Annotated in this window: 20 protein-coding genes; 11 read left to right on the top strand and 9 right to left on the bottom strand. The window is 71.0% G+C overall.

The window, feature by feature from the left end; translation table 11 throughout:
- The first annotated feature begins 212 nt into the window (after positions 1 to 212).
- The 8 genes from KVT45_RS31575 (at position 213) to KVT45_RS31540 (ending at position 7725) form a co-directional block, all read left to right on the top strand.
- A complete protein-coding gene (locus KVT45_RS31575) occupies positions 213 to 1331 on the top strand; it encodes a Gfo/Idh/MocA family protein (RefSeq protein ID WP_217552544.1) in 1119 nt (372 codons plus the stop codon).
- Entirely contained in the window at positions 1328 to 2254 is a 927-nt protein-coding gene (locus tag KVT45_RS31570; protein WP_217552543.1) for a PmoA family protein, read from the top strand. The genes KVT45_RS31575 and KVT45_RS31570 overlap by 4 nt, the downstream gene beginning before the upstream one ends.
- Complete coding sequence (locus KVT45_RS31565) at positions 2248 to 3009, top strand: cupin (RefSeq protein WP_217552542.1); 762 nt, start codon at positions 2248 to 2250, stop codon at positions 3007 to 3009. Before KVT45_RS31570 ends, KVT45_RS31565 begins: the two co-directional genes overlap by 7 nt.
- 67 nt (positions 3010 to 3076) lie before the next feature.
- On the top strand, positions 3077 to 4360 hold the full coding sequence (locus KVT45_RS31560; RefSeq protein ID WP_217552541.1) for an ABC transporter substrate-binding protein: 1284 nt from the start codon (positions 3077 to 3079) through the stop codon (positions 4358 to 4360).
- Entirely contained in the window at positions 4357 to 5295 is a 939-nt protein-coding gene (locus tag KVT45_RS31555) for a carbohydrate ABC transporter permease (RefSeq protein ID WP_217552540.1), read from the top strand. The genes KVT45_RS31560 and KVT45_RS31555 overlap by 4 nt, the downstream gene beginning before the upstream one ends.
- Positions 5292 to 6170: a carbohydrate ABC transporter permease gene (locus tag KVT45_RS31550; protein ID WP_217552539.1), complete on the top strand. Its 879-nt coding sequence runs from the start codon at positions 5292 to 5294 to the stop codon at positions 6168 to 6170. The genes KVT45_RS31555 and KVT45_RS31550 overlap by 4 nt, the downstream gene beginning before the upstream one ends.
- Positions 6167 to 6787, top strand: coding sequence for a hypothetical protein (locus tag KVT45_RS31545; RefSeq protein WP_217552538.1), 621 nt, complete (start codon positions 6167 to 6169; stop codon positions 6785 to 6787). The genes KVT45_RS31550 and KVT45_RS31545 overlap by 4 nt, the downstream gene beginning before the upstream one ends.
- A gap of 41 nt (positions 6788 to 6828) precedes the next feature.
- Positions 6829 to 7725: a MarR family transcriptional regulator gene (locus KVT45_RS31540; protein ID WP_217552537.1), complete on the top strand. Its 897-nt coding sequence runs from the start codon at positions 6829 to 6831 to the stop codon at positions 7723 to 7725.
- Here the strand turns inward: KVT45_RS31540 and KVT45_RS31535 are convergent.
- The 7 genes from KVT45_RS31535 to ppk2 form a co-directional block, all read right to left on the bottom strand.
- Positions 7708 to 8091, bottom strand: coding sequence for a helix-turn-helix transcriptional regulator (locus KVT45_RS31535; RefSeq protein WP_217552536.1), 384 nt, complete (start codon positions 8089 to 8091; stop codon positions 7708 to 7710). The genes KVT45_RS31540 and KVT45_RS31535 overlap by 18 nt on opposite strands.
- A 199-nt stretch (positions 8092 to 8290) precedes the next feature.
- The gene (locus KVT45_RS31530; RefSeq protein WP_089103828.1) at positions 8291 to 8665 is read right to left on the bottom strand and encodes a hypothetical protein; all 375 of its coding nucleotides are present in this window, start codon (positions 8663 to 8665) and stop codon (positions 8291 to 8293) included.
- Positions 8666 to 8881: 216 nt separating this feature from the next.
- Positions 8882 to 10333 carry an alpha-amylase gene (locus tag KVT45_RS31525; protein WP_217552535.1) on the bottom strand — a complete coding sequence of 484 codons (1452 nt, stop codon included), beginning with the start codon at positions 10331 to 10333 and terminating at the stop codon, positions 8882 to 8884.
- Positions 10330 to 13017: a glucosidase gene (locus KVT45_RS31520; RefSeq protein ID WP_217552534.1), complete on the bottom strand. Its 2688-nt coding sequence runs from the start codon at positions 13015 to 13017 to the stop codon at positions 10330 to 10332. Before KVT45_RS31520 ends, KVT45_RS31525 begins: the two co-directional genes overlap by 4 nt.
- A 725-nt stretch (positions 13018 to 13742) precedes the next feature.
- Positions 13743 to 14207 (bottom strand): cyclic nucleotide-binding domain-containing protein, encoded by a 465-nt coding sequence (locus tag KVT45_RS31515; RefSeq protein WP_217552533.1) that lies wholly within the window; start codon positions 14205 to 14207, stop codon positions 13743 to 13745.
- Between the two features lie 207 nt (positions 14208 to 14414).
- Entirely contained in the window at positions 14415 to 16136 is a 1722-nt protein-coding gene (locus KVT45_RS31510; RefSeq protein WP_217552532.1) for a SulP family inorganic anion transporter, read from the bottom strand.
- A 310-nt stretch (positions 16137 to 16446) separates the two neighbouring features.
- Entirely contained in the window at positions 16447 to 17250 is an 804-nt protein-coding gene (gene ppk2 / locus KVT45_RS31505) for a polyphosphate kinase 2 (RefSeq protein ID WP_217552531.1), read from the bottom strand.
- 41 nt (positions 17251 to 17291) lie between these two features.
- Here ppk2 and KVT45_RS31500 point away from each other — a divergent pair, with 41 nt between their 5' ends.
- A complete protein-coding gene (locus KVT45_RS31500; protein WP_217552530.1) occupies positions 17292 to 19676 on the top strand; it encodes a phosphoketolase in 2385 nt (794 codons plus the stop codon).
- Between the two features lie 42 nt (positions 19677 to 19718).
- Here the strand turns inward: KVT45_RS31500 and KVT45_RS31495 are convergent, their stop codons facing one another.
- Entirely contained in the window at positions 19719 to 20099 is a 381-nt protein-coding gene (locus KVT45_RS31495) for an STAS domain-containing protein (protein WP_217552529.1), read from the bottom strand.
- A gap of 313 nt (positions 20100 to 20412) precedes the next feature.
- Here KVT45_RS31495 and KVT45_RS31490 point away from each other — a divergent pair, with 313 nt between their 5' ends.
- Positions 20413 to 20853 carry a pyridoxamine 5'-phosphate oxidase family protein gene (locus tag KVT45_RS31490; RefSeq protein WP_217552528.1) on the top strand — a complete coding sequence of 147 codons (441 nt, stop codon included), beginning with the start codon at positions 20413 to 20415 and terminating at the stop codon, positions 20851 to 20853.
- Positions 20854 to 20877: 24 nt separating this feature from the next.
- Here KVT45_RS31490 and KVT45_RS31485 read toward each other — a convergent pair whose 3' ends face one another.
- Positions 20878 to 21342: a pyridoxamine 5'-phosphate oxidase family protein gene (locus tag KVT45_RS31485; RefSeq protein WP_217552527.1), complete on the bottom strand. Its 465-nt coding sequence runs from the start codon at positions 21340 to 21342 to the stop codon at positions 20878 to 20880.
- A gap of 315 nt (positions 21343 to 21657) precedes the next feature.
- On the opposite strand from KVT45_RS31485, the gene KVT45_RS31480 reads away from it, so the two are divergent.
- Positions 21658 to 23412 (top strand): GAF domain-containing protein, encoded by a 1755-nt coding sequence (locus KVT45_RS31480; protein WP_308310918.1) that lies wholly within the window; start codon positions 21658 to 21660, stop codon positions 23410 to 23412.
- Positions 23413 to 23554 lie beyond the last annotated feature (142 nt).

Below are 23554 nucleotides of genomic sequence, written 5' to 3'. Positions count from 1 at the left end.
CGTCCCGGTCCACAGACCGTCGGCCGTCCGCCGTCAGGACGGCCGGCGCTCACCCATACCCGCGTGCGGACAAAGAGGCACAAGACCTCTCCAAGAGCTTCTTTCCGCCATCGCTGCGCGGGGGGTTGTCCTGACATTCCTGCGGATCTAGGGTCCCTCCGAGAGCAAGCGCTTTCTCAGCGTCTTGGTCCCGGCACTCCTAGGAGGACCGCATGTCCCCCCACCAGAACCGCCGCCGCGTCGCCGTGATCGGCACCGGCGCGATCGTCAGCGGCAGCCATCTGCTCGCCCTCACCGCCCACGCCGACCGCGCCGAACTGGTCGCCGCGGTCGACGTCGACCAGGCCCGCCTCGACGCCTTCCGTGAGCTCGCCGGCGGCCAGGTCGCCGGGTACACCTCCGTCGACGCCATGCTGGACGCCGTACACCCCGACCTCGTCCTCATCGGCACACCCCCCTCACTGCACCGCGAGCAGACGGTCGCCGCGCTCAAAGCCGGTGCCTGGGTGCTGTGCGAGAAGTCGCTGTGCCTGTCCCTCGCCGAGTACGACGAGATCGCCGCCGCCGAGGAGGCCTCCGGCGGCTACGCCTCCGTCGTCTTCCAGCACCGCTACGGCTCCGGCGCCGTGCACGCCCGCGAGCTGATCACCGGCGGCGCACTGGGCGCCCCGCTGGTCGCGCACTGCCAGACCACCTGGCACCGGGACGCCGCCTACTACGCCGTACCGTGGCGCGGCACCTGGGCGAGCGAGGGCGGCGGCCCGACCATGGGCCACGGCATCCACCAGTACGACCTCCTGCTGCACCTGCTCGGCCCGTGGACGGAGATCCGGGCCATGGCGGCCCGCCTGGTCCACGACACGGAGAGCGAGGACGTCTCCACCGCCCTCGTGCGCTTCGCGAACGGCGCGCTCGCCACCGTCGTCAACAGCGTGCTGTCCCCGCAGGAGGTGAGCCGCATCCGCGTCGACTGCGCGGACGCCACCGTCGAGCTCACCCACCTCTACGGGCACCGCAACGAGGACTGGGTCTACACCCCGGCCCCGCACGTCCCCGCCGACCGCGCCGCCGCCTGGCGCACCCCCGGGACGGACGTGCCCAGCTCGCACACCGCCCAGCTCGGCGCCCTCCTCGACGCCTACGACGAAGGCGTACGGCCGCCGGGCAGCGGACCGGACGCCCGAGCCACCCTCGAATTCGCGGCCGCGCTCTACAAGTCGGCGTTCACGGGCCGCCCCGTGCACGCGGGCGAGATCGGCCCCGGCGACCCCTACTACGCAGCCATGCACGGCGACCACCCCCACTGGGCCCCCACCGAGGAGCGCGCATGAGCATCCGCGTCAGCCACGTCCACGGCGAGCACATCGCCGTCGCGGCACCGGACGGCACCGAGATCCTCCGCTACGTCTACCGCCCCGACCCCGAGGCGTACGAGGCGCGCAAGCCGTACGCCCACCCGGTGCGCACCCTCGCGGGCCGCACCGTCACCGGCTACCGGCCGAGCGACCACCGCTGGCACAAGGGCCTCCAGATGACGGCCAGCCATCTGTCCGGGCAGAACTTCTGGGGCGGCAACACCTACGTCCACGGCCAGGGTTACCAGGTGCTGCCGGAGCGCGTCGGTTCGATGCGGCACGACGGCTTCACCGAGTTCGCCGTGGCGGACGACCGGTTCGCCTTCACCGAGGCGCTGACCTGGGTGGAGAACGGCGGCGCCGAGTGGGCGCGGGAGGTGCGCGGGCTCACCGTCCACTCCGTCGACGAGGGGGCCGGCGCCTGGGCGCTCGACTGGTCGATCCATCTCACCAACGTCCGCGACGAGCCGCTGACCTTCGGTTCCCCCACCACCGAAGGCCGCGAGATGGCCGGCTACACCGGACTGCAGTGGCGCGGGCCCCGGGACTTCACCGGCGGCACCGCGTTCGGCCCGGACTCCGTCACCGGCGCCGAGAAGCTGATGGGCACCCAGGGCCCCTGGCTGGCGTACACCACCGAGCACGACGAGGTGGACGGGCACTCCACGATCGTCTTCGCCCACGCCCCCGAGAACCTCGACGGACAGACGCCGATCCACGAGTCGCACTGGTTCGTGCGCGCCGAACCGATCCCCACGGCCGCCTTCTCCTGGGCGTTCTTCGAGGAGTTCGAACTGCCGCCCGGCGAGTCCTTCGCCTACCGCTACCGCATCGTCTTCGCCGACGGCGCCTGGGACGCCGACCGCGTCGCCGCCCACCTGGAGGGCCTGCCGTGGTGAACACACCCAAGCCCGCCCTCCCGCACCCCCTCCCCGGCGCCATCGGCCTGTCCCACCTCAGCGCCTACGACTGGGAGGCCGCCGACGGCGTCTGCGGCGGCAGCCCGCATCTGCATCTGGTGTGCACGGAGGCGTACGTCGTCACCGGCGGCCGGGGTGCCGTGCAGACCCTCAGCCCGGACGGCTACCGGGACATCCCGCTGGAGCCCGGATCCGTCGCCTGGTTCACCCCGGGCACCGTGCACCGCATGGTGCAGGGCGGTGATCTGCGCATCACCGTGCTGATGCAGAACAGCGGACTGCCCGAGGCCGGGGACGCCGTCTTCACCTTCCCGCCCGAGGTGCTCGCCGACCCGGAACGGTACGCGGCCGTGGCAACGTTGCCACCCGGCACGGGAGCCGAGGTGGAGCAGGCCGCTCGCAGGCGCCGGGACCTCGCCGTCGAGGGCTACCTCGGGCTGCGCGAGGCGCTGGTCGCCGGGGACAACGGCCCGTACACCGAGTTCCAGCGGGCCGCCGCCCAACTGGTGCGCGAGAAGGTGCCGCGCTGGCGCGAACTGTGGCGGGCCGGTGCGCTGGCCGCCGCCGAGCGCACCGGCGCCCAGCTGGACGCGCTGCTGGCCGGCGGGCCGTCGTACCTCGGCGAGGCGACCGCGTACGAGACCGCGCCCACGCGGCTCGGAGGGTTCGGGATGTGCGGCCGCCGCGACGAGTACAACCTGCCGGGGACGACGCTCCCGTACGGCGGCGAGTAGCAGAGGTTTCCAGGGGGGCCGAGGGGGGTCGCAAGGAAGTCCGAGGAAAGGATGAGGTGACCTCGGCATGCCCGAACACAGGACAACGGGGTTCTGCGCTTCGGCCCTGGCACTGGCGCTCTGCGCGGTGCTGGCCGGCTGCGGAGGATCCGGGGAATCGGCCGGCGGCGGCAAGGTGGTGCTGCGCTACACGTGGTGGGGCAACCCCGACCGCGCGGCACGCACCGACCAGGCCGTCGCCCTGTTCGAGAAACAGCACCCGGACGTCCAGGTGCGGACGTCGTTCTCCGACTACAACGCCTACAAGCAGAAGCTCGCCGTCCAGGCCACGGGCGGCGACGCACCCGACGTGATGCAGCTCGACTACCGGCAGATCGACCAGTACGCCTCCGGCGGCGTCCTGCTGGATCTCGCTCGCCAGAAGGCCGTCCTGCACACCTCCGAGATCGATCCCGGCCTGCTCGCCACCGGCCGCGTGGACAGCACCCAGTACGCCATCCCGCAGGGCCGCGGCACCGAGACGGTCGTGTACGACGTCAAGGCGTGGAAGGACTCCGGGGTCCCGCTCCCGAAACGGGGCTGGACCTGGGACGACTGGGCGGACGACATGCGCGCCCTGGCGAAGGCGACCGGCAGGCCCGGCGGTACCGACCCCGGCTGGAGCGAGGACGCCTTCGAGGTGTGGCTGCGCGGGCAGGGCAAGGCCCTGTACACGGAGGACCGTCAACTCGGCTTCACCGCCGATGATCTGGCCCGGTGGTGGACCTTCACCAAGGGGCTGCAACGGGAGGGAGCCGTCTCCCCGGCCGAGCAGAACACCCAGCTCGACGGCTCGGTCGAGAACACCCCGCTCGGCCGCGGCAAGGCGGTCGCCGACACCAACTGGGACGCGCCGACCAGCGGTTACCTCGCGCTCGTCCCGACCGGCATCGCCCTCGCCCCGATGCCGTCCGGCGCGGACGGCACACCCGGCCAGTACTACAAGCCGTCGATGTTCCTCGGCATCGGCGCCCACACGGCCCACGCCAAGGAGGCGGCCGAGCTCGTCGACTTCCTGGTCAACGACGAGGACGCGGCCAAGATCCTCGGCGCTACCCGTGGCATCCCCGTCAACGAGACCATCCGCGAGGAGACCACCCCGCTGCTGAAGGACTTCGACAAGACCATCGCCGACTACCAGGCATCCGTCGAAGGCACCCTCGACGACCCGCCGCAGGCCCCGCCGCCCGGCGACAACTCCCTCCAGACCACCTTCCAACGCGACTACGACCAGGTCTCCTTCGACCGGATGTCACCCGGGAAGGCGGCCAAGGACTACATCACCGAGGCGAAGGCGGAGCTGAGGTCATGACCACCACCGCGATCCCGACACCGGCGAAGCCCGCCATCACCACGGCCTCGAAGCGCCGTCCCAAGCGCGAACGCCAGGGCGCCGCCTGGGTGTTCCTCTCCCCGTGGCTGCTCGGCGCGAGCGTCCTGACGCTGTTGCCGATGGCCATCTCCCTGTACCTGTCCTTCACCGACTACAACCTCTTCAATCCGCCGCACTGGGTGGGCCTGCGCAACTACACGCAGATGTTCACCGAGGACCCCCGCTACTGGCGTTCGGTCCTGACGACCCTCACCTACGTGGTGATAGCCGTCCCCGCGCAACTGGCGCTCGCGCTCGGCGTCGCCCTCGCCCTGAAGCCCATCAAACGCGGCAAGGGCTTCTACCGGTCGGCGTTCTACGCGCCCTCGCTGCTCGGCGCCTCGATGTCCGTCGCCCTCGTCTGGCGAGCCATCTTCAATGACGGCGGCACGGTGTCCCACCTGCTGGGCACCGGCGGCTGGGTGAACCGACCGGGCTGGGCGCTGCTGGCCGTCGCCCTGCTGACGGTGTGGCAGTTCGGCGCCCCGATGGTCATCTTCCTCGCGGGCCTCCAGCAGATCCCCGCCGAGCTGTACGAGGCGGCGGCCTGCGACGGGGCAGGCAAATGGCGGCAGTTCGTGTCCGTCACGGTGCCGATGCTGTCCCCGGTGCTGTTCTTCAACCTGGTCCTGCAGACCATCCAGGCCTTCCAGGTGTTCACCCCCGCCTTCGCGGTCAGCGCCGGCAAGGGCGGCCCCGCGGACTCGACCCTCGTCTACACCCTCTACCTCTACGACCGTGGCTTCGTCGCCTCCCACATGGGCTACGCCTCCGCCATGGCCTGGGTGCTGCTGCTGGTCGTCGCCGCCGTCACGGCGGTGCTGTTCCGGACCTCACGCTCGTGGGTCTTCTACGCCTCAGAGGGGGACCGATGACCGCCGTATCGACCACCGCGCCAACCGGCGCACCCCGCAAGCCGGTTCCCTGGGGCCGTATCGCCCTGCACGTCGGCTGTGCGGCCGCCCTGCTGGTGATGCTCTACCCGCTGGCCTGGCTGCTCGCGACCTCGCTCAAACCGGCGAACGAGGTGATAGCGAGCATCAACCTCCTGCCCAGCCACCTCGAATGGTCCAACTACAAGACCGCCTTCGGCGGCGTGAACGACGTCTCCATCTGGCGGCTGCTCGGCAACTCGCTGCTGATCGCGGGCGGCGCGGTCGTCGGCAACGTCATCAGCTGCTCGCTCACCGCCTACGCCTTCGCCCGGCTGCGCTTCCGGTTCCGCGGCCCGCTGTTCGCCTTCATGATCGCCACGATCATGCTGCCGCACCACGTGGTGCTGATCCCGCAGTACATCCTCTTCAACCGGCTCGGCCTGGTGAACACCTACTGGCCGCTGATCCTGCCGAAGTTCCTCGCCACCGAGGCGTTCTTCGTCTTCCTCATCGTGCAGTTCATGCGCGGCCTGCCCCGCGAACTGGAGGAGGCGGCCCGCATCGACGGCTGCGGCCCCTTCCGCAGCTTCTTCAGCGTGATCCTGCCGCTCACCCGGCCCGCGCTGATCACCACGGCGATCTTCACCTTCATCTGGACCTGGAACGACTTCTTCACCCAGCTCATCTACCTCTTCGACCCGGACAAGTTCACGCTCACCCTCGCCCTGAGCTCCTTCGTGGACTCCTCCAGCCAGTCGGCGTTCGGCCCGATGTTCGCGATGTCGGTCATCGCCCTGCTGCCGATCGTGCTGTTCTTCCTCGCCTTCCAGCGGCTCCTGGTGGAGGGCATGGCCAGTTCGGGGGTGAAGGGATGAGCGGGCCGCAGACACGTGAGCCCGGCGAGGTCTTCGGGCCGCGCCTGACCCTGTTCGCCGACATGCTGAGCGTCGGCCTCGCCACCGCCGTGGTCTGCCTGCCGCTGGTGACGGCCCCGGCCGCCCTGTCGAGCGCGTGCGAAGTGCTGCGCGGGGCGGTCGACGATCAACCGGCCACCGCCGGACGGTACTTCACCGTCCTGCGCCGCCGGATGCGGCCAGGCGACCTGCTGGCCGGCCTCGTCGCTCTGATGGGCGCTCTGCTGTGCGCCGCGGACCTGGCGCTGGCCCGGGCGGGACTGCCGGGAGCGGTGGCGTTCGCGGTGCCGGCCGCGGCGATCGGCGCGGGCGCCCTGGTCGTGGGCCTCAGGGCCTGCGCCCGCCCCGAGTCGGTCACCGACTGGCCGGCCGCCGTGCGCGCGGCCGCCCGGGACGCCGTACGGGATCCGGGCGGCAGCGCCCTGGTCCTCCTGGCGGTGGCGACGGCGGCCCTGTGCGCCTGGATGCTGGTACCGCTGGCCTTCCTCGCCCCGGGACCCCTGGCCCTGGCGCTCACGGCCGTCGGTCTGCGGCGAGCGGGGAACACCCACTGTCCTCAGGATGAGAAGCGCCCCTGATGCGCGGGACACAGCCCCCGACCGAGGCGTAAAAGGGTGCCATGTCAGTACCAGCATCGATGCCGGCTCGGGGTGGCGTCGCCCGGGACCTGTGGCGGCTGCTCGAGCCGATCCACGCCGTCGTCTACTTCGCCCCGGAGCCGTTGGAAGAGTTCAGGGCCGCGGGTTACCGCGGCTTCTGGATGGGTTACTTCGCCGGACGGGCCGCTCCCCTGGGCAGCGCCGGAGCCGACGTGGTGCATGCGCTGTTCTACAACTTCGCCTACGAGCGGGTGAGCCGCGCCCTGCCGGCGGCCTGGAGCTTCGCTCCGCCGAACGAGGCTCTCGAAGCGCGCGTACGAGGATCAGTGCGTGCGCTCGGCCGGGCACTCGGCCCCGCAGCCGACGGCGCGGCTGTGGCCAGGGCGGCAGAGCTCGCCCTGCGTGCCGCTCGATCGGCTCCCTTCGAGGGCCGCGCCCTCTTCGCCGCCAACCGCTCCCTGCCAGTGCCTCCGGAGCCCCTTGCCCAACTGTGGCAGGCCGCGACGCTTCTTCGTGAACACCGCGGCGACGGTCACGTCGCGGCTCTGGCCGCCGCCGGGATCTCCGGCCGCGAGTCACACGTCCTCCACGCGACCGCGAGCGGGATCCCGCGCGAGGTCTACGGACCGGCACGCGACTTCGAGGAAGCGGAATGGACATCGAGACAGGACGCCCTCAGACAGCGAGGGCTCCTGGAGGACAACCAGCTGTCCCGGCGTGGACACCAGCTCAAGGAGCAGATCGAGGAGCGAACCGACCAACTGGCGGCCATCGCCTACGACGCGCTGACCACCAGCGAGACCGGCGAACTCACCCGGCTCCTGCGCCCTCTGACACACGCCGTGGTGCGCGAGGGCGACATCCCCCTGGACAACCCCATGGGACTCGACCTGCGCGAGTCACTTGACCAGCCTTGAACTCACCGGGGTGTCGGCGGACAGGGGCGAGGCGGTCGCGTCGGCCTGCCGCAGTTCGGCGAGGAGCACGTTCTGCCCGTTGAGCAGCTCGGTGAGGATACGGCGGGCCGCGCGCAGGAGGTCGGCGACATCGCCGCCGGCCAGTGCGTAGCTGACGGTGGAACCCTCCCGGATGGACACCACGATGCCGGACCGGCGCAGGACGGCCAACTGCTGCGAAAGGCTGGACGGCTCGATCTCGATGTCGGCGAGCAGGTCTCGTACCGGGACCGGCCCGTGCTGGAGCAGTTCCAGGACCCTGATCCGTACGGGGTGCCCGAGCATGCGGAAGAAGTCCGCCTTGGCCTGGTAGAGGGGGACTTGCATGACCGCTCGCTCTCTGCCGGTCGGGTCGGGAGGGGTGTCGGGGTGCGGCGGTGCCTTGCGACACCGCCGCATCGGCCTGTCACAGCCGATCCTTGCGGCCCGGGGCCCTGTGCAGGCATGAATTGGAATCATGCTGATGTGGTAACTTGAAGAAGTTTTCACATCGTGGGCGCACGAAACCCCGGACTCCGGATCGCCTCTAGACCTCGAGCTGCTCCTCGACCCGCTTGAGCTGGTGACGGGCCATGGCGAGGTTCGAGCGCTCCTTGTCCAGAACCAGGTAGAGGAACAGCCCGTTCCCGCTGCGGCCGGTGATCAGACGGATGAGGTGGTACTGCCGTTCGAGGGTGATGAGGATGTCCTCGATCCGGCTCTTGAGGCCCAGCTGTTCCATCGTGCGCACCTTGGCCCGGATGACGTCCGTGTTCCCGGCCGCGGCGATCGTCAGATCGAGGTCCTTGCCCCCGCCCATCGTTCCCAGCGCCATGCCGCTGGTGTAGTCGACGACCGCGACTCCCAGAGCCCCCTCGACCGCGGTCATCATTTCCTTCATCGACACTTCCACGCTCGCCATGACGGCGCCTCCCCTTCGGGTGTCGGTTGCGACGGGACCGGCTCTCGACGACCCCGTCCGATGCACGGACCGTAGGCCGACGGGAGCGGCGCCGGGACGGCGTCTCCGGGTCTGACGCATGATGGTCGAAGAGCTGCACCATTCGTTCGTTCGAGGGACGGAAACTGATGCGAGAGTGGGCGAAGTTGAAGCTCCGCCCCGAGGGCCGTCCGTCGGCTACCGGGGGAGCGAGAGCAGGTGCCGGCCCCAGGGGTCCAGCGCCACGAACAGGCCCGGGTCGACCAGTTCGTCGCCCTCCCGGTCGTAGCCGCTTTCGTCGAGCAGCCCGGTCAGTCGCCAGGAGCGCCCGCGCAGCTCGTCCCAGGGCAGGGGAACGCGCCCCTGGGCGGGCTGCCCGGAGTAGTTGATCACGACCAGGGTGCGTTCCCGGGCGGTGCTCCAGGACCAGGCGAGCAGGTTGCGGTGGGTGTCGTTGTCCGGCCAGCCGGTGCAGGCGAGCAGCTCCCAGTCACCGTCGCGTACGGGGGCCACGGCGGCCACGAGACGGTGGTGGAAGTCGCGCAGGGACGCGTCGGCCGGTTCCTCGGGCCGGCGCGAGAGGAACACGGGCGGGCGTACCCGGCGGCCCTCGAACTGGCCCTCGTGCCAGAGGGTCGCGCCGGGCAGGGTGGCCACGGCCACGGCCGCCGCCCGCTCCTTGCCGCCCGGCAGGGTGGCGGCGGCCCGGGGCTCGTCGTGGTTCTCCAGGAACCGGACGAGTCCGCGCTGGTAGTCGAGACCGGCCTGCACATGGGCGCGGACGGAGCCGGCGTCCTCGTGGACCAGACGGTCGTAGAGCCGCTTGTCGTAGCAGTGGTCGAAACCCTGCTGCTGGAGGGCCCATTCGAGATCCCAGTACGCCTCCGCGACAAAGAGGAGACCGGGGTGGCTCTCCCGCACCCGGGGGATGACGTACGGCCAGAAGTCCTCGGCGGGGACCTGCCCCGCCCGGTCGCCCCAGGTCTTGGCGAACACGTCGTTCATCGGCAGCATCGCCATGTCGCAGCGCACGCCGTCGGCCTGGTCGCCGATCGACACCAGCGTGTCGACCGTCGCCGCCCGGAGCCGCTCGCTGAAGGCGTTCAGCTGGACCACGTCCGGCCAGGGCGGGAAGTAGGGGTCACGGCCCCGGGCGAACACCGTCCCGCCGGCCTCCAGGAACGCCTCCGGCGCGCGGGCCAGGTCGTCCGGTGTGCCCTGGACCAGACAGTCCGGCCGCTCGACGAGCCAGGGGTGGTCGGGGGCCACGTGATTGGGGACGTAGTCCAGGATCAGCCGCACTCCGCGCGCGGCGAGTCCGGCCCGGGCCGCGGCCAGTCCCTCCGGACCGCCGAGGGCGTCGTCGACCACGTAGTTCCTTACGCAGTACGGGGATCCGGCGATGTCGGCCTCGGTCAGGTCGGGCAGCGCCTCGCGGAAGGAGGCGAGCAACTCCTCGTTGTGCAGGGCGATCCGCAGCCCGGCCGGGCTGCGCTCCCAGACGCCCATGAGCCAGACGGTGTCGACGCCCGGCCGTGCGATCTCGTCCCAGACCTCGCCGGGAACGTCCCCGAGGGTGACGGGGCGCCCGTACCGCCCGCTCAACTCGCCGAGCCAGACGAGGGTGTTGATCTCGTAGATCACCGTCATGACAGCGGCTCCTCGCGCAGGGCGCCCCAGTCTCCCGCGCCGACGACATGGAACAGGGTGGCGGTGACCGCGGCGAGCCCGGTCCAGCCGGTCTGGTGGGAGGCGCCGAGACCGGCGCCGTTGTCGCCGTGGAAGTACTCGTAGAACAGGATCAGGTCCTTCCAGTGCGGGTCCTTGGCGAACTTGGGCTGGGAGCCGTGCACCGGGCGGTGGCCGTCGTCGTCGCTCAGGAAGGTCGAGGTGAGCCGGCCGGAGATCTCGCGAGCGACCTCGTACAGGTTCAGCTGCCGTCCGGAGCCGGTCGGGCACTCCACGGTGAAGCCGTCACCGTGGTAGGCGTGCAGGTTCAGCAGGGCGCGGACGAGCAGGATGTTGACCGGGAACCACACCGGGCCGCGCCAGTTGGAGTTCCCGCCGAACATGCCAGAGTCGGACTCGGCGGGCAGGTAGCCGACGCCGTACGTCTCCCCGTGCACCTCGAACGTGTAGGGGTGCGCCGCATGGTGGCGGGACAGGGAGCGGATGCCGTGCGGGCCGAGGAACTCCTCCTCGTCGAGCATGCGGGCCAGGATCCGGCGCAGCCGGTCCTCGTCGAACAGCGCGAACAGGTGCCGTCCCTCCGCGCCGGACCCGAGGATATGACGGGAGGCGACCAGGCCCTCGACGGCCGGGTGCCGTCGCACGAACTCCTGTGCTCCCTGGACGAGTTCGGGGAACCGGCGGTCGGTCCAGGCGCCGACCACGCTGCTCGCGACGAGCGGGATCAGACCGACCAGGGAGCGCACCCGCAGCGGGGTCGCGCTGCCGTCGGGCAGCCGCAGCACGTCGTAGAAGAAGCCGTCCTCCTCGTCCCACAGGCTCGCGTTGTCCTTGCCGATGCGGTTCATGGCGACGGCGATCCACGCGAAGTGCTCGAACAGCGTCTGGGCCTGCTCGATGTACACCGGGTTGTCGGCCGCCAGCTCGACCGCGATCTCCAGCAGGTTCTGGCAGTACAGGGCCATCCAGGCGGTGCCGTCGGCCTGGTCGAGGTGGCCGCCGGTGGGCAGCGGCGCGCTGCGGTCGAAGACCCCGATGTTGTCCAGGCCGAGGAACCCGCCCTGGAAGACGTTGTTGCCGTCGACGTCCTTCCGGTTCAGCCACCAGGAGAGGTTCTTCATCAGCTTCTGGAAGGCGTTCTCCAGGAAGGCGCGGTCACCGCGGCCGGTGCGGTGCTTCTCCAGTTCGTAGACGAAGAGGACGGCCCAGGCGTGCACGGGCGGGTTGACGTCGCCGAAGTTCCATTCGTACGCCGGGATCTGGCCGTTGGGATGCAGATACAGGCGGCGCAGCAGCAGCTCCAGCTGCGACTTGGCGAAGCCGATGTCGACCATGGACAGCGCGATGGTGTGGAAGGCGAGGTCCCAGGCCGCGAACCACGGGTACTCCCAGGTGTCCGGCATCGACATGATCTCGTCGTTGACCATGTGGTACCAGGCGCTGTTGCGGACGCGCGGGTCGGCGGCGAGCGGATCGACGCCGTGCTCGGCGAGCCACCGCTCCACGTCGAGGTAGTAGTACTGCTTGCTCCACAGCATCCCGGCCAGTGCCTGCCGTACCAGCCGCCGCTCGTCCGCGCCGAGGCCGTCCGGGACGACACCCTCGAAGAAGGAGTCGGCCTCGGCCCGGCGCGCCTCCAGCACCTGCCCGAACTCGCCCCAGGGATCGGTGAGTTCATCGCGCGTCAGGCGCAGCCGGACGGTGGCGCTGTCGCCGGCGGGCACGTTGAGCACATGGTGGACGGACGCCTTGGTGCCGGTGTGCCCGGGGTTGACGGCGCCGGTCTCGCCGTGGACGACGTACCGGCCGATGCCGTCCTTGACATAGGGGGTGGCGTTGGGGCTGCCGAAGATCCGCTCGTTGTCGGTGTCGTTCTCGGTGAAGAGGGTCTCCGCCTCACCCGCGAAGTACAGCCGGTGGGCGCCGAGTTCCTCGTGGTCGGCGATGATCGCGCCGTCCGTGTGCCGCAGGCCGGGCACCGCGGTCCCGCCCGCCCACGACCAGGTGTGCCGGAACCACAGCGTCGGCAGCAGATGCAGTGTGGCCTCGTCGGGGCCGCGGTTGTGCGCGGTGATCTCGACGAGCAGGTCCTCGGGACCGGCTTTCGCGTACTCCACGAACACGTCGAAGTAGCGGTCCTCGTCGAAGACACCGGTGTCCAGCAGCTCGTACTCGAAGTCGTCGCGCCCGCGGTCACGGTTGACGGCCACGAGCTCGTCGTAGGGGAACTCCGCCTGCGGGTACTTGTAGAGGAACTTCATGTACGAATGGGTGGGCGTCGAGTCGAGGTAGAAGTAGTACTCCTTGACGTCCTCCCCGTGGTTGCCCTCGGCGTTGGTGAGGCCGAACATCCGCTCCTTGAGGATCGGGTCGCGGCCGTTCCACAGCGCGAGCGCGAAGCACAGCCGCTGCTTGTCGTCGCTGAGGCCCGCGATGCCGTCCTCGCCCCAGCGGTAGGCACGGGAGCGGGCCTGGTCGTGCGTGAAGTACGACCAGGCGTCGCCGGTGGGGCTGTAGTCCTCGCGGACCGTGCCCCACTGGCGCTCACTGAGATACGGCCCCCACCGCCGCCACGGCACCCGGCCGGCGTCGGCCTCCGCCAGCCGCAGCCGCTCGGCGTCGGCCCCGCCCGTGTTCTCCGTCATGGCACGCCCTCCCTGGACACCTTCACTCGGACTCGGACTCGGACGTCTCGGACTCGGTCGCCACCATTGTGCGGCGGGCCGGGCCGCCGGAGCCCTCGTCGAGCCTCTTCGGTCAGCTGTCGGCAGTGAGTCCGACAGGTCAGGTGGAGGGCGAGGACGGCCTGAGAAGGCCGGTGTGCTTGGGCGGCCGACCGGAGGCAGGGGCTTCTCCTGCGAAGTTGGCTCGACGCGCGCAATCGCCCATTGCGTCGAGTCGGCGCACGAAAACCACCCGCACGCATCATCCTGGAGCCTCAGGTGGGTGCGCCGCCGCTCGGAGCAGCCGACCGGAGCAGCATCGCTCTCATTTCAGCGGGCGGCACGACCGCGGCATCTCCGAGGCGGACCGGCGCCAGAACGGGCCGCGCCCCGTTCCACGCCTTCGAAGCCCGCGGCGTACGGGGCGGGATCGCCCCGCCCGCGGGGGAGTGAGCCCCGTGCGCCACGAAGCCCCCCGGCGGGCCCCGGCGACTGGCCCGGCGGCGCGGGTGGCGGCCCTGGTGACCTACTTCGCCGGCCGGCCCCCGGTCTCCGGCTGTTCCCGGAAGGAGGGCAGACTGCGGGCTGCCCCATGAGGATGATTGTCCGCCGGGCCCGGTTGCACTAGGGCCGACCGGCCCCACTTGCCTCCCCGGCGCGGTCGGACGCCAGCTCGAATCCCTCGTTCACCACCCCCCCGGACAGCGTCAGACGCTCGCGCCGGCGCCGTACGGGGCGTACAGGTCCAGCAGGCGTTTACGGGCCGCGCGCAGGCGGTGCGCGACCACCTGGCCCACCCACTGGCTGACCGCGTTGCCCAGCTCCGGATCCTCCCGGCACAGGGTCAGGACGGTCGCGGCGTCGAACTCGTAGGCGCGTACGGGCGTGGTGGCCTCGGCGCCCAGGTGCCACACGGGGGGTGCGAACAGCCAGGACCAGCCGACCAGTTCATTGTGTCCGAGGCTCTCGATGACGGCGGCCCGGCGGCCCGGGACGCGCATGTCGAGATCGATGCGGCCGGTGCGGATGATCCAGAACCGGTCGGCGTGACCGCCTTCCTCGAAGAGCCGGGTTCCCGGCGGGAAGGAGACCTCCCGGGCATGGCGCATCAGCTGCCGCTGCTGATCGGCCGGCAGTGCGCGCAGCATACCGAGGGTCGACGGGACGTTCATGGCGGCCTCCCGGACGGGACGTGTGGCGGGACGTGTGACGGGACGTGTCTCTACGAGCCGGCACCGCCAGCGTGCGGCGCCGGGGCCGGGCCGGGCATAGGCCGAACGGCCCGTCGGCCCGGGACCTTCGGTACGTCCCTGAGCCGGGACCTTCGGGCCGGTGCGTGCCTGGCTTCCCGCACGGGTGTTCCCACCGCCGCCCTCGGCCTACCGACCCGGCTGTGCCGCCAGCCACTCGCGGTACGCCGTCACCGCCGTCGGCAGGGTCGGGAAGATGCGGTCGTGGCCGACCGCGTCCGCGAGGCCGTACGCCTCCAGGTCGTCCAGGAGGTCCTGCTTCACGCGGGCGAGGGCGAACACGACGCCGCGGGCGGTGAGTTCGCGGCGAAGGGCGTCGACCGCGTCGAGGGCGGTGATGTCGACCTCCACGTTGGCCTCGGTGTTGAGCACGAACCAGCGGACGGGCTCGGTCTGTTCGTCGACGGAGGCCAGGGCCCGGCGGTGGAAGTTCTCGGCGTTGGCGAAGAACAGGGGCGAGTCGTAGCGGTAGACCAGGAGGCCGGGAATCGTGCGGGCGGTCGGGTAGTCGTCGATGTCGTGCATGCCGGCCATGCCCGGCACCAGGCCCTCGACCGCGTCGTGCGGGCGGGCCACCCGGGTCAGCAGTTCGGCCACCGACAGTCCGACGGCGACCAGCACGCCGTACAGGATGTCTAGGGCGAGGACCCCGGCCAGGCAGCCGAGGGCGAGGAGCAGTTCGCGGCGGCGGAAGGCGGCCAGACGGCGGAAACCGGCGAGGTCGGTCATGCGGGTCGCCGCGTAGACGACCAGGGCGCCCAGCACCGCGGCGGGCGTCCGGGTGAGGAGCGGGCTGAGGAAGAGCAGGACCGCGAGGACCAGGGCGCCGGCGACCAGCGAGTACGCCTGGCTGCGCGCCCCGGCCGAGGTGGCCAGGGCGGTGCGGCTGGCGCTGCTGCTCACCGGGAAGCCGTGCAGGACGCTCGCCCCGAGGTTGGCCGCGCCGAGGGCCAGGAACTCCTGGTCGGCGTCGAGCCCGGGGCCTTCGTCGGGGCCTTTGCCGGCGAACGCGCGGGCGGTGAGGATGAAGTCCGTGTACGCCACCAGGAGGACGCCGAGCGCGGGCAGGACCAGGCGCGGCAGCTCGGTCAGGTCCGGTACGGCGACGTCGGGCACACCCGCGGGGACCGTGCCGATGACCCGGATGCCGTAACGGCCGTCCAGGTCGAACGCCACCACGGCCGCCGTGCCCAGGACCACGGCCAGCAGCGGGCCGGGGAGCGCCCGGAAGTACCGCGTGACGATCAGGAGAAAGAGCAGCGTCGCCGCCGCGAAGATCACGGTCGTCGGCTGGGCCTCGTCCAAGTGCGTGAAGAACGACCAGAGTTGGGGAAAGAACTCGGTTCCCGTGGCCGGTGCTCCGGTGAGTTTGGGCAGCTGGTCCACCACCATGATCAGGGCCACGCCGGCCAGGTAGCCGATCAGGACGGGGCGGGAGAGCAGGTCCGCCAGAAAGCCCAGGCGGACCGCCCGCGCGATCAGGCAGAGCAGGCCGACCGCGGCGGCGAGGGCAGCCGCCAGCACGGCGTACCTGCCGGGGTCACCGGTGGCGAGCGGGGCGACCACGGTGGCCGTCATCAGCGCGGTGGTCGACTCCGGGCCGACCGAGAGCAGCCGTGAGGAGCCGAACACCGTGTACAGGGCCAGGGCGGGCAGGATCGCCCACAGGCCGGCGACCGGGGGCAGCCCGGCCACCCCGGCGTACGCCATCACCTGCGGCACCAGGTACGCGGCGACCGTCACCCCGGCCAGCAGGTCGCCCTTCAGCCAGGCGCGCCGGTAGCCGAGCAGCGAGACGAGTCCGGGCACGAGCCGGTGCCACCCCGGGTGTCCGCCTCTGCCGTGGGTCATGCGCCGCCTCTCGTCCGGTGATCCCAGAATCCATCGGTCCCCGCCGGACCGCGAGGCACGCGCCGGGTGCACGTCCAACAGGCCTCACGGACAGGGCCGTTCAGCCCAACGGGCACGGACCTTCGGCATCCGGCGCGACCGAGCCCGCCCCACCACAGTGAGGGGTGTCAGGAATCGTACGCACCGTCCCCGACGCCCCGAAGGGATGACCGTCATGGCAGTGCACGAGCCCCCGCACCGGGGCTCCGGCTTCCGCCCGCCGTCCGCCGGCCGGCCCCGGACCGCCGCCGTGACCGCGGTGAGCGGCTGCTCAGAGGCTCGCCGCGTGGTCGGGGACGTAGGTCTGCAGGTCCCGCGGCGGGCGTTCGTAGCCGGTCGACGGCGGACGCTTCGGGAGTTCCAGCACCGGCGGCGGTACGTCGTGGTACGGCACGGTCGACAGCAGGTGGGCCATCATGTTCAGCCGGGCCCGGCGCTTGTCGTCGCTCTCCACGATGTACCAGGGCGCCTCGGTGACGTCGGTGTGGACCAGCATCTCGTCCTTGGCCCGGGAGTAGGCCTCCCAGTGGGTGATCGACTCCAGGTCCATGGGCGAGAGCTTCCAGCGCCGCAGCGGATCGTCGAGGCGCTTGCGGAACCGGTCCTGCTGCTCGGTGTCGCTCACCGAGAACCAGTACTTGCGCAGCAGGATCCCGGACTCCACCAGCATCCGCTCGAAGATCGGGCAGTGCCGAAGGAAGAGCTGGTACTCCTCCTTCGTACAGAAGCCCATCACACGCTCGACGCCGGCCCGGTTGTACCAGGACCGGTCGAACAGCACGATCTCCCCGGCCGCCGGAAGATGCTCCGCGTACCGCTGGAAGTACCACTGGCCGCGCTCGCGCTCGGTGGGTTTCGGCAGCGCCGCGATCCGGGCGATACGCGGATTGAGGTGCTCGGTCACCCGTTTGATCGTGCCGCCTTTGCCGGCCGCGTCCCGCCCCTCGAAGATCACTACAAGGCGGGCGCCCGTGGCCCGCACCCACTCCTGCAGCTTCACCAACTCGGTCTGCAGGCGGAGCAGTTCCGCCTCGTACACCTTGCGCGGCAGCTCCGCCGCCTTCTTGCCGGCCATGCCGCCTCCACCGCCCGATGACCTACCCATGGAGCCATCCGATGTCCAAGGTCGAACACCAGGACGCCACCGTACTGTCCGATGCGGAACTGCGCACCCTGGACGCGCACTGGCGTGCCGCCAACTACCTCGCGGCGGGCCAGATCTACCTGATGTCCAACCCGCTGCTGACCGAGCCGCTGCGTCCTGAGCACATCAAGCCCCGGCTGCTGGGCCACTGGGGTACCTCGCCGGGTCTGAACCTGGTGTACACCCACCTGAACCGGGTGATCAGGGCGCGTGGCCTGGACGCGTTGTGCGTGTGGGGGCCGGGGCACGGGGGTCCGTCCGTGCTGGCCAACTCCTGGCTGGAGGGCAGCTACAGCGAGACCTACCCCGATGTCTCCCGGGACGGGGAGGGGATGGGCCGGCTTTTCAAGCAGTTCTCCTTCCCCGGTGGTGTGCCGAGTCATGTGGCCCCCGAGACCCCGGGCTCGATCCATGAGGGCGGTGAGCTGGGCTACTCCCTCGCGCACGCCTACGGCGCGGCCTTCGACAACCCGGACCTGCTGGTCGCCTGTGTGATCGGCGACGGCGAGGCGGAGACCGGGCCGCTGGCCGCGTCCTGGCACTCCAACAAGTTCCTGGACCCGATGCACGATGGCGCCGTCCTGCCGATTCTCCACCTCAACGGTTACAAGATCGCCAACCCGACCGTGCTCTCCCGTCTGCCCGAGGCTGAACTCGACTCGCTGCTGCGCGGATACGGCCACGACCCGATCCACGTCACGGGCGACGACCCGCGCGAGGTGCACCGGGCCATGGCCGCGGCGATGGACGACGCCCTGGACCGGATCGCCGTCATGCAGCGCTCGGCGCGCGAGGAGGGGGTCACCGAGCGGGTGCACTGGCCGGTGATCGTGCTGCGCACGCCCAAGGGGTGGACCGGTCCGGCCGAGGTGGACGGTGTACCCGTCGAGGGCACCTGGCGGGCCCACCAGGTGCCGCTGGCCGGGGTCCGGGAGAATCCCGGGCACTTGAGGCAGTTGGAGGGGTGGCTGCGGTCGTACCGGCCCGAGGAGCTCTTCGGCCCTGACGGGAGGCCGGTCGCCGACGTGCTGGCCTGTGTCCCTGACGGTGCGCGGAGGCTGGGCTCGTCGCCGTATGCCAATGGTGGCCTGCTCGTCCGCGACCTGCCCCTGGCCGATCTCGACGAGTTCGCCGTCCCCGTCGACAAGCCGGGCACGACCCTGCACGAACCCACCCGGGTCCTGGGCGACTTCCTGGCCCGGGTCATGAAGGACACGCGGCTGCGCCGGGACTTCCGGCTGGTCGGTCCCGATGAGACCGCCTCCAACCGGCTCCAGGCCGTCTTCGAGGTGAGTGGCAAGGCCTGGCAGGCGGAGCGGCTCCCGGTCGACGAGCACCTCGAACACCACGGCCGGGTGATGGAGATCCTCTCCGAACACCTCTGCCAGGGCTGGCTGGAGGGCTATCTCCTGACCGGCCGGCACGGGCTGTTCTCCTGCTACGAGGCGTTCGTGCACATCGTCGACTCGATGGTCAACCAGCACATCAAGTGGCTGAAGACCTCGCGGAAGTTGCCCTGGCGAGCCCCCATCGCCTCCCTCAACTACCTGCTGACCTCGCATGTGTGGCGGCAGGACCACAACGGCTTCTCGCACCAGGATCCCGGCTTCGTCGACCACGTCCTCAACAAGAGCCCCGAGGTCGTCCGCGTCTACCTGCCGCCGGACGCCAACACGCTCCTCTCCGTCGCCGACCACGTCCTGCGCAGCCGTGACTACGTGAATGTGATCGTGGCGGGCAAGCAGCCCTGCTTCGACTGGCTCTCCATGGACCAGGCCCGCGTGCACTGCGCGCGCGGCGCCGGGATCTGGGAGTGGGCCGGCACCGAGAACGGCTCCCACGAACCCGACGTGGTCCTCGCCTGCGCCGGTGACGTGCCCACCCAGGAGATCCTGGCCGCCGCCCAGCTGCTGCGCCGGCACCTGCCGCAGCTGGCCGTGCGGGTGGTCAACGTCGTCGACATGACGAGGCTGCTCCCGAAGGAGGAACACCCGCACGGGATGAGCGACGCCGAGTACGACGGTCTGTTCACCACCGACAAGCCGGTGATCTTCGCCTACCACGGCTACCCCTGGCTGGTCCACCGCCTTGCCTACCGCCGCACCGGCCACCAGAACCTGCACGTGCGGGGCTACAAGGAGTCGGGGACCACGACCACCCCGTTCGACATGGTCGTCCGCAACGACCTGGACCGCTACCGCCTGGTCATGGATGTCATCGACCGCGTCCCGGGCCTCGCCGTCCGCGGCGCCGCCGTACGTCAGCAGATGGCCGACGCGCGTACCCGCCACCAGGCCTGGATCCGCGAGCACGGCACCGACCTGCCCGAGGTCGCCGACTGGACCTGGACCGGCTGAACACCCGGCCCCCGCCGGCCGCCGGCGCCGGGCGGGGCATGGTCAGACAACCGCTCCTGGCACGTCCTTGCCGGCGAGGGCCTCGGGGAGGCCGGGATACAGCTCGAAGGTGTCGCCCAGCCCCGTGCGGCGCAGCAGCCGGGGGAAGCCGTCGTCCGGTGTGACCAGCCGCAGTCTGCCGACGCGGTACCGGACCCGGTTGTGGGCCCGGCACAGGAGACTGAGGCCTGAGCAGTCGATGAACGAGACGGGACCCAGGTCGAGCACCAGATCCGGCTCCGCACCTGATGTCAGGTCGTCGAGGGCCGCGGAGAGGACCGGAACCGCCAGGAGGTCGAGTTCACCGTGCAGGGTGACGACGGTGGCGCCGCCGTCGGTACGGGTCGTGCGGTACGTCACGGACCTCGCGTGGTTGTCGGCCATGGACAGAGCGAAGTCCAGTCGGCGGGTCGCGCGGAAGGGCCGTTCGGCCCCCTCGGCTCTCTGGCGGCAGGCCCGAACGGCCCGTCTTTGCCGTGTTCCGGCGTGCGAGGCCCGTCCGGCGGCTGACCGGGGCCGGACGGCCCAAGCGCAATCCGCCGAGCCGGGACAAGCTGGATCTGCTGGGCGCACCGGCGAGACCGGCGACGCCGGCCTCCGGCCCCCAGGCAGTGCGCCTGGGAGAGCCGCCCGACGGCGAAGACCGACTGCGCCCCCCAGCAGTACGACGTGAGAGACCTGGGAGACGAGACGGCCGATGTATGCCAACGACGGATTCCGTGAACTCGACCGGCGGGAGTGCCTGAGACTGCTCGCCGGGGTGCCGGTCGGCCGTATCGTGCACACGCGCCGGGCGCTGCCCGCCGTGCTGCCCGTCAACTTCGGCCTGGACCCGGACGGAGCGGTGGTGCTGCGCACGTCCGAGGCCTCGGAACTGGTGCGGGCCATCGACGGCTCCGTCGTCGCCTTCGAGGCCGACGAGGTCGACGCCGTCGCGCACGCCGGCTGGAGCGTCGTAGTGACCGGCCGCGCGACCGTGGTGGGCGACCCCGGCGAACACGAACGGCTCGTCCGTGACGGCCCCAGGTCCTGGGTACCGTCCCCGCGGGAGGTCTTCGTCCGCATCGAGCCGGAGCTGGTCACCGGACGCGAACTGACCGGCGGCCGCTCCCGGTACGGCCTGGATCCCATCTCCTGACCGTCTGCCGTACCCCTCGCCGGATCAGGTGGCGTCCGCCTGGTCGCCCGCGGTCAGGGCGATGCCCGTCACCAGATCGGGGCGGATACGGACCGTGTGTTCCATGGTCCGGTCCACCCAGGGAAGCGACAGCGCCTCGTAGCGGGCGAGTTCGGCCGGGTCGGTGACCAGGTGGGCATAGCCGGTGACCACCACGCTCCAGCCGAGGTGCGTGACCGGGTCGATGTCGTCCGCCTCGTAGGCGACGACCACCCCCGTGTCGTGGGCCTGCCGGGTGTGCGAGGTGAGGGCCGCCCGCTCGTGGGTGCGGACGACGACGGCGCCGTCCACCAGGACATGGTTCACCGGGCGGACCGTGGGCAGCGCCTGCCGGGTGAAGACGATGCGCCCCAGCGACACGCTGCCCAGCAGCCGCAGCGCCTCGGCACTGCCGAGCTCGATGCTCCGGCGCGCGGGCGGCGTAGCGGACATGCGGTCGTCGTCGGCCATGGCAGGTCTCTGTGAGTCGGTTTCGGTGACCCGGGCGGAGCGACACCGCGGGGGAACGGTGCCGCTCCTGGGCCCAGTCTCTCCCCGCCCCCGCCCCGCAGCAGGTGCCGATGGTCACCTGTCCGGGGCCGGTCGGCCCTTCTGTCACAGGCGGCGCACCGGTTACGGATGCCCCGTTCCGGGCCGGGCACCGTCGGGTTCCGCAGGGGCGTCCGTGACTTGCCGGATCCGGGTGCCCGGCGCGGTCAGTGCCCACTACGGTGGGCTTTGACCGGACCTGCCGGTATACGACTCGACGGGATCGGGAGGAGTGCGGTGGAGAGCCACGAGGCGGCCCGGGTGCGGTTGCCGCAGCTCAGGCTGGACGAGCTGCTGGAGGAGTTGCAGGCCCGGCTGGACGCCGCGCGCGGCACCCGGGACCGTGTGCACAGCCTGTTGGAGGCGGTGCTCTCGGTCGGCCGGGAACTGGACCTGGAGCAGGCTCTGCGCAGCATCGTGGAGGCGGCGGCGGTGCTGGTCGATGCCGAGTACGGGGCTCTCGGGGTGATCGGACCCGACGGCAGGCGGCTGTCGGCCTTCCACACGGTCGGCGTCACCGAGGAGGAGATCGCCCGGATCGGCCCCTTCCCAGAGGGACACGGCATCCTCGGTGAGTTGATCCGCCACCCCGAGCCGTTGCGCCTGACCAAGCTCTCCGAGCATCCGGCCTCGTACGGCTTTCCGCCGAACCACCCGCCGATGAACACCTTCCTGGGTGTCCCGATCCGGGTCCGTGAGCAGGTCTTCGGCAACCTCTATCTCACCGAGAAGCGGGGCGGTGGCCAGTTCGACGAGGAGGACGTGTCGGTGACGTCGACGCTGGCCGTGGCGGCCGGTGTGGCGATCGACAACGCCCGCCTGTACGAGGAGTCGCGGCTGCGCGAGCGCTGGCTGCGGGCGAGCGCGGAGATCACGAACAGCCTGATGTCCGGCAGCGCGAGCACCGAGGCCCTCGGGCTGATCGCGGAGCAGGCCAGGGAGATCACCGGTTCGGCGCTGGCCGCCGTCGCGACCCCGATGGCGGACACCGACTCACTCACCGTGGAGATCGCCGTCGGCATGGACGCCGACGCTCACCGCGGGCTGGTGCTCCCCCTGGACAGAACCCTGATGGGCCTGGCGTTCTCCCAGGGCGCGGCGGTGACCAGCACGGATGTCACCCAGGACGAGCGGGTCTCGCCCGAGCCGCCGCGCTTCGGGGGGCTCGGCCCGGCGGCGGCGATCCCCATCGGCACTCGCGAGGCGGGTGTGCGTGGTGTGGTGCTGCTGGCCCGTGAGGTGGGGCAGCCGCTGTTCACGGCGAAGGAGACCGAGCCGCTGCAGGTTTTCGCGGCTCAGGCCGCCATCGCGATGGAGCTGGCGGAGCGGCGGCGGGATGCCGAGGAGATCGCGGTGCTGAAGGACCGCGACCGGATCGCCCGGGATCTGCACGACCTGGCGATCCAGCGGTTGTTCGCCACCGGGATGACCCTGCAGAGCGCGGGGCGTTTCATCGAGCACTCGGAGGCGTCCGAGCGGGTGCTGCGTGCTGTGGACGACCTGGATGAGACCATCAAGATCATCAGGTCGACCATTTTCGGGCTGCGGACCCGGGAGGGTGTCGCCGGTGCCGGGCTGCGGGCGCGTGCCGTGCGGGTGGCCGGTGAGGCGGCCCCGGCGCTCGGGTTCGCGCCGAGTGTGCGCTTGGAGGGGCTGATCGATACCGATGTGCCCAAGGAGATCGCCGATCACGCGGTCGCTGTTCTTTCCGAGGCCCTGACCAACATTGCCCGGCATGCCCGAGCCGACCGGACGGAGATCGTCCTGGCGACCGACGGCCGGGAACTGGTCCTCACTGTCAGGGACAACGGCGTCGGTATCCCGTCCGACGGCCGCCGCAGCGGGCTGCGCAACATGGCGGAGCGGGCGGCGGAACTCGGCGGCAGCCTGGAGTGGACCTGCCCCGAAGGCCCCGAGAATCTCCAGGGTTTCCAGGGTCTCCAGGCCGGCGGTACGACGCTGGTGTGGCGGGTGCCGGTGACGAGGCCGTAGCGTCGAATTGCCCGCGCCGCCCGGCTCGCCGCCCGGCTGCCCGGTCCCGGGAGGGCCGGGACCGGGAACGGGACCGTTCGGCCCATGCCCGCAGGGCACGGATGAACGATCCTGAGGGCGTCGGACCACGGCAACCGAACCC

This window comes from Streptomyces sp. GbtcB6 (assembly GCF_019091475.1).
Classification (GTDB): Bacteria; Actinomycetota; Actinomycetes; order Streptomycetales; family Streptomycetaceae; genus Streptomyces; species Streptomyces hyaluromycini.
Note: the sequence above shows the minus strand (reverse complement) of the source record. Positions and strands in the feature narration are given on the sequence as shown.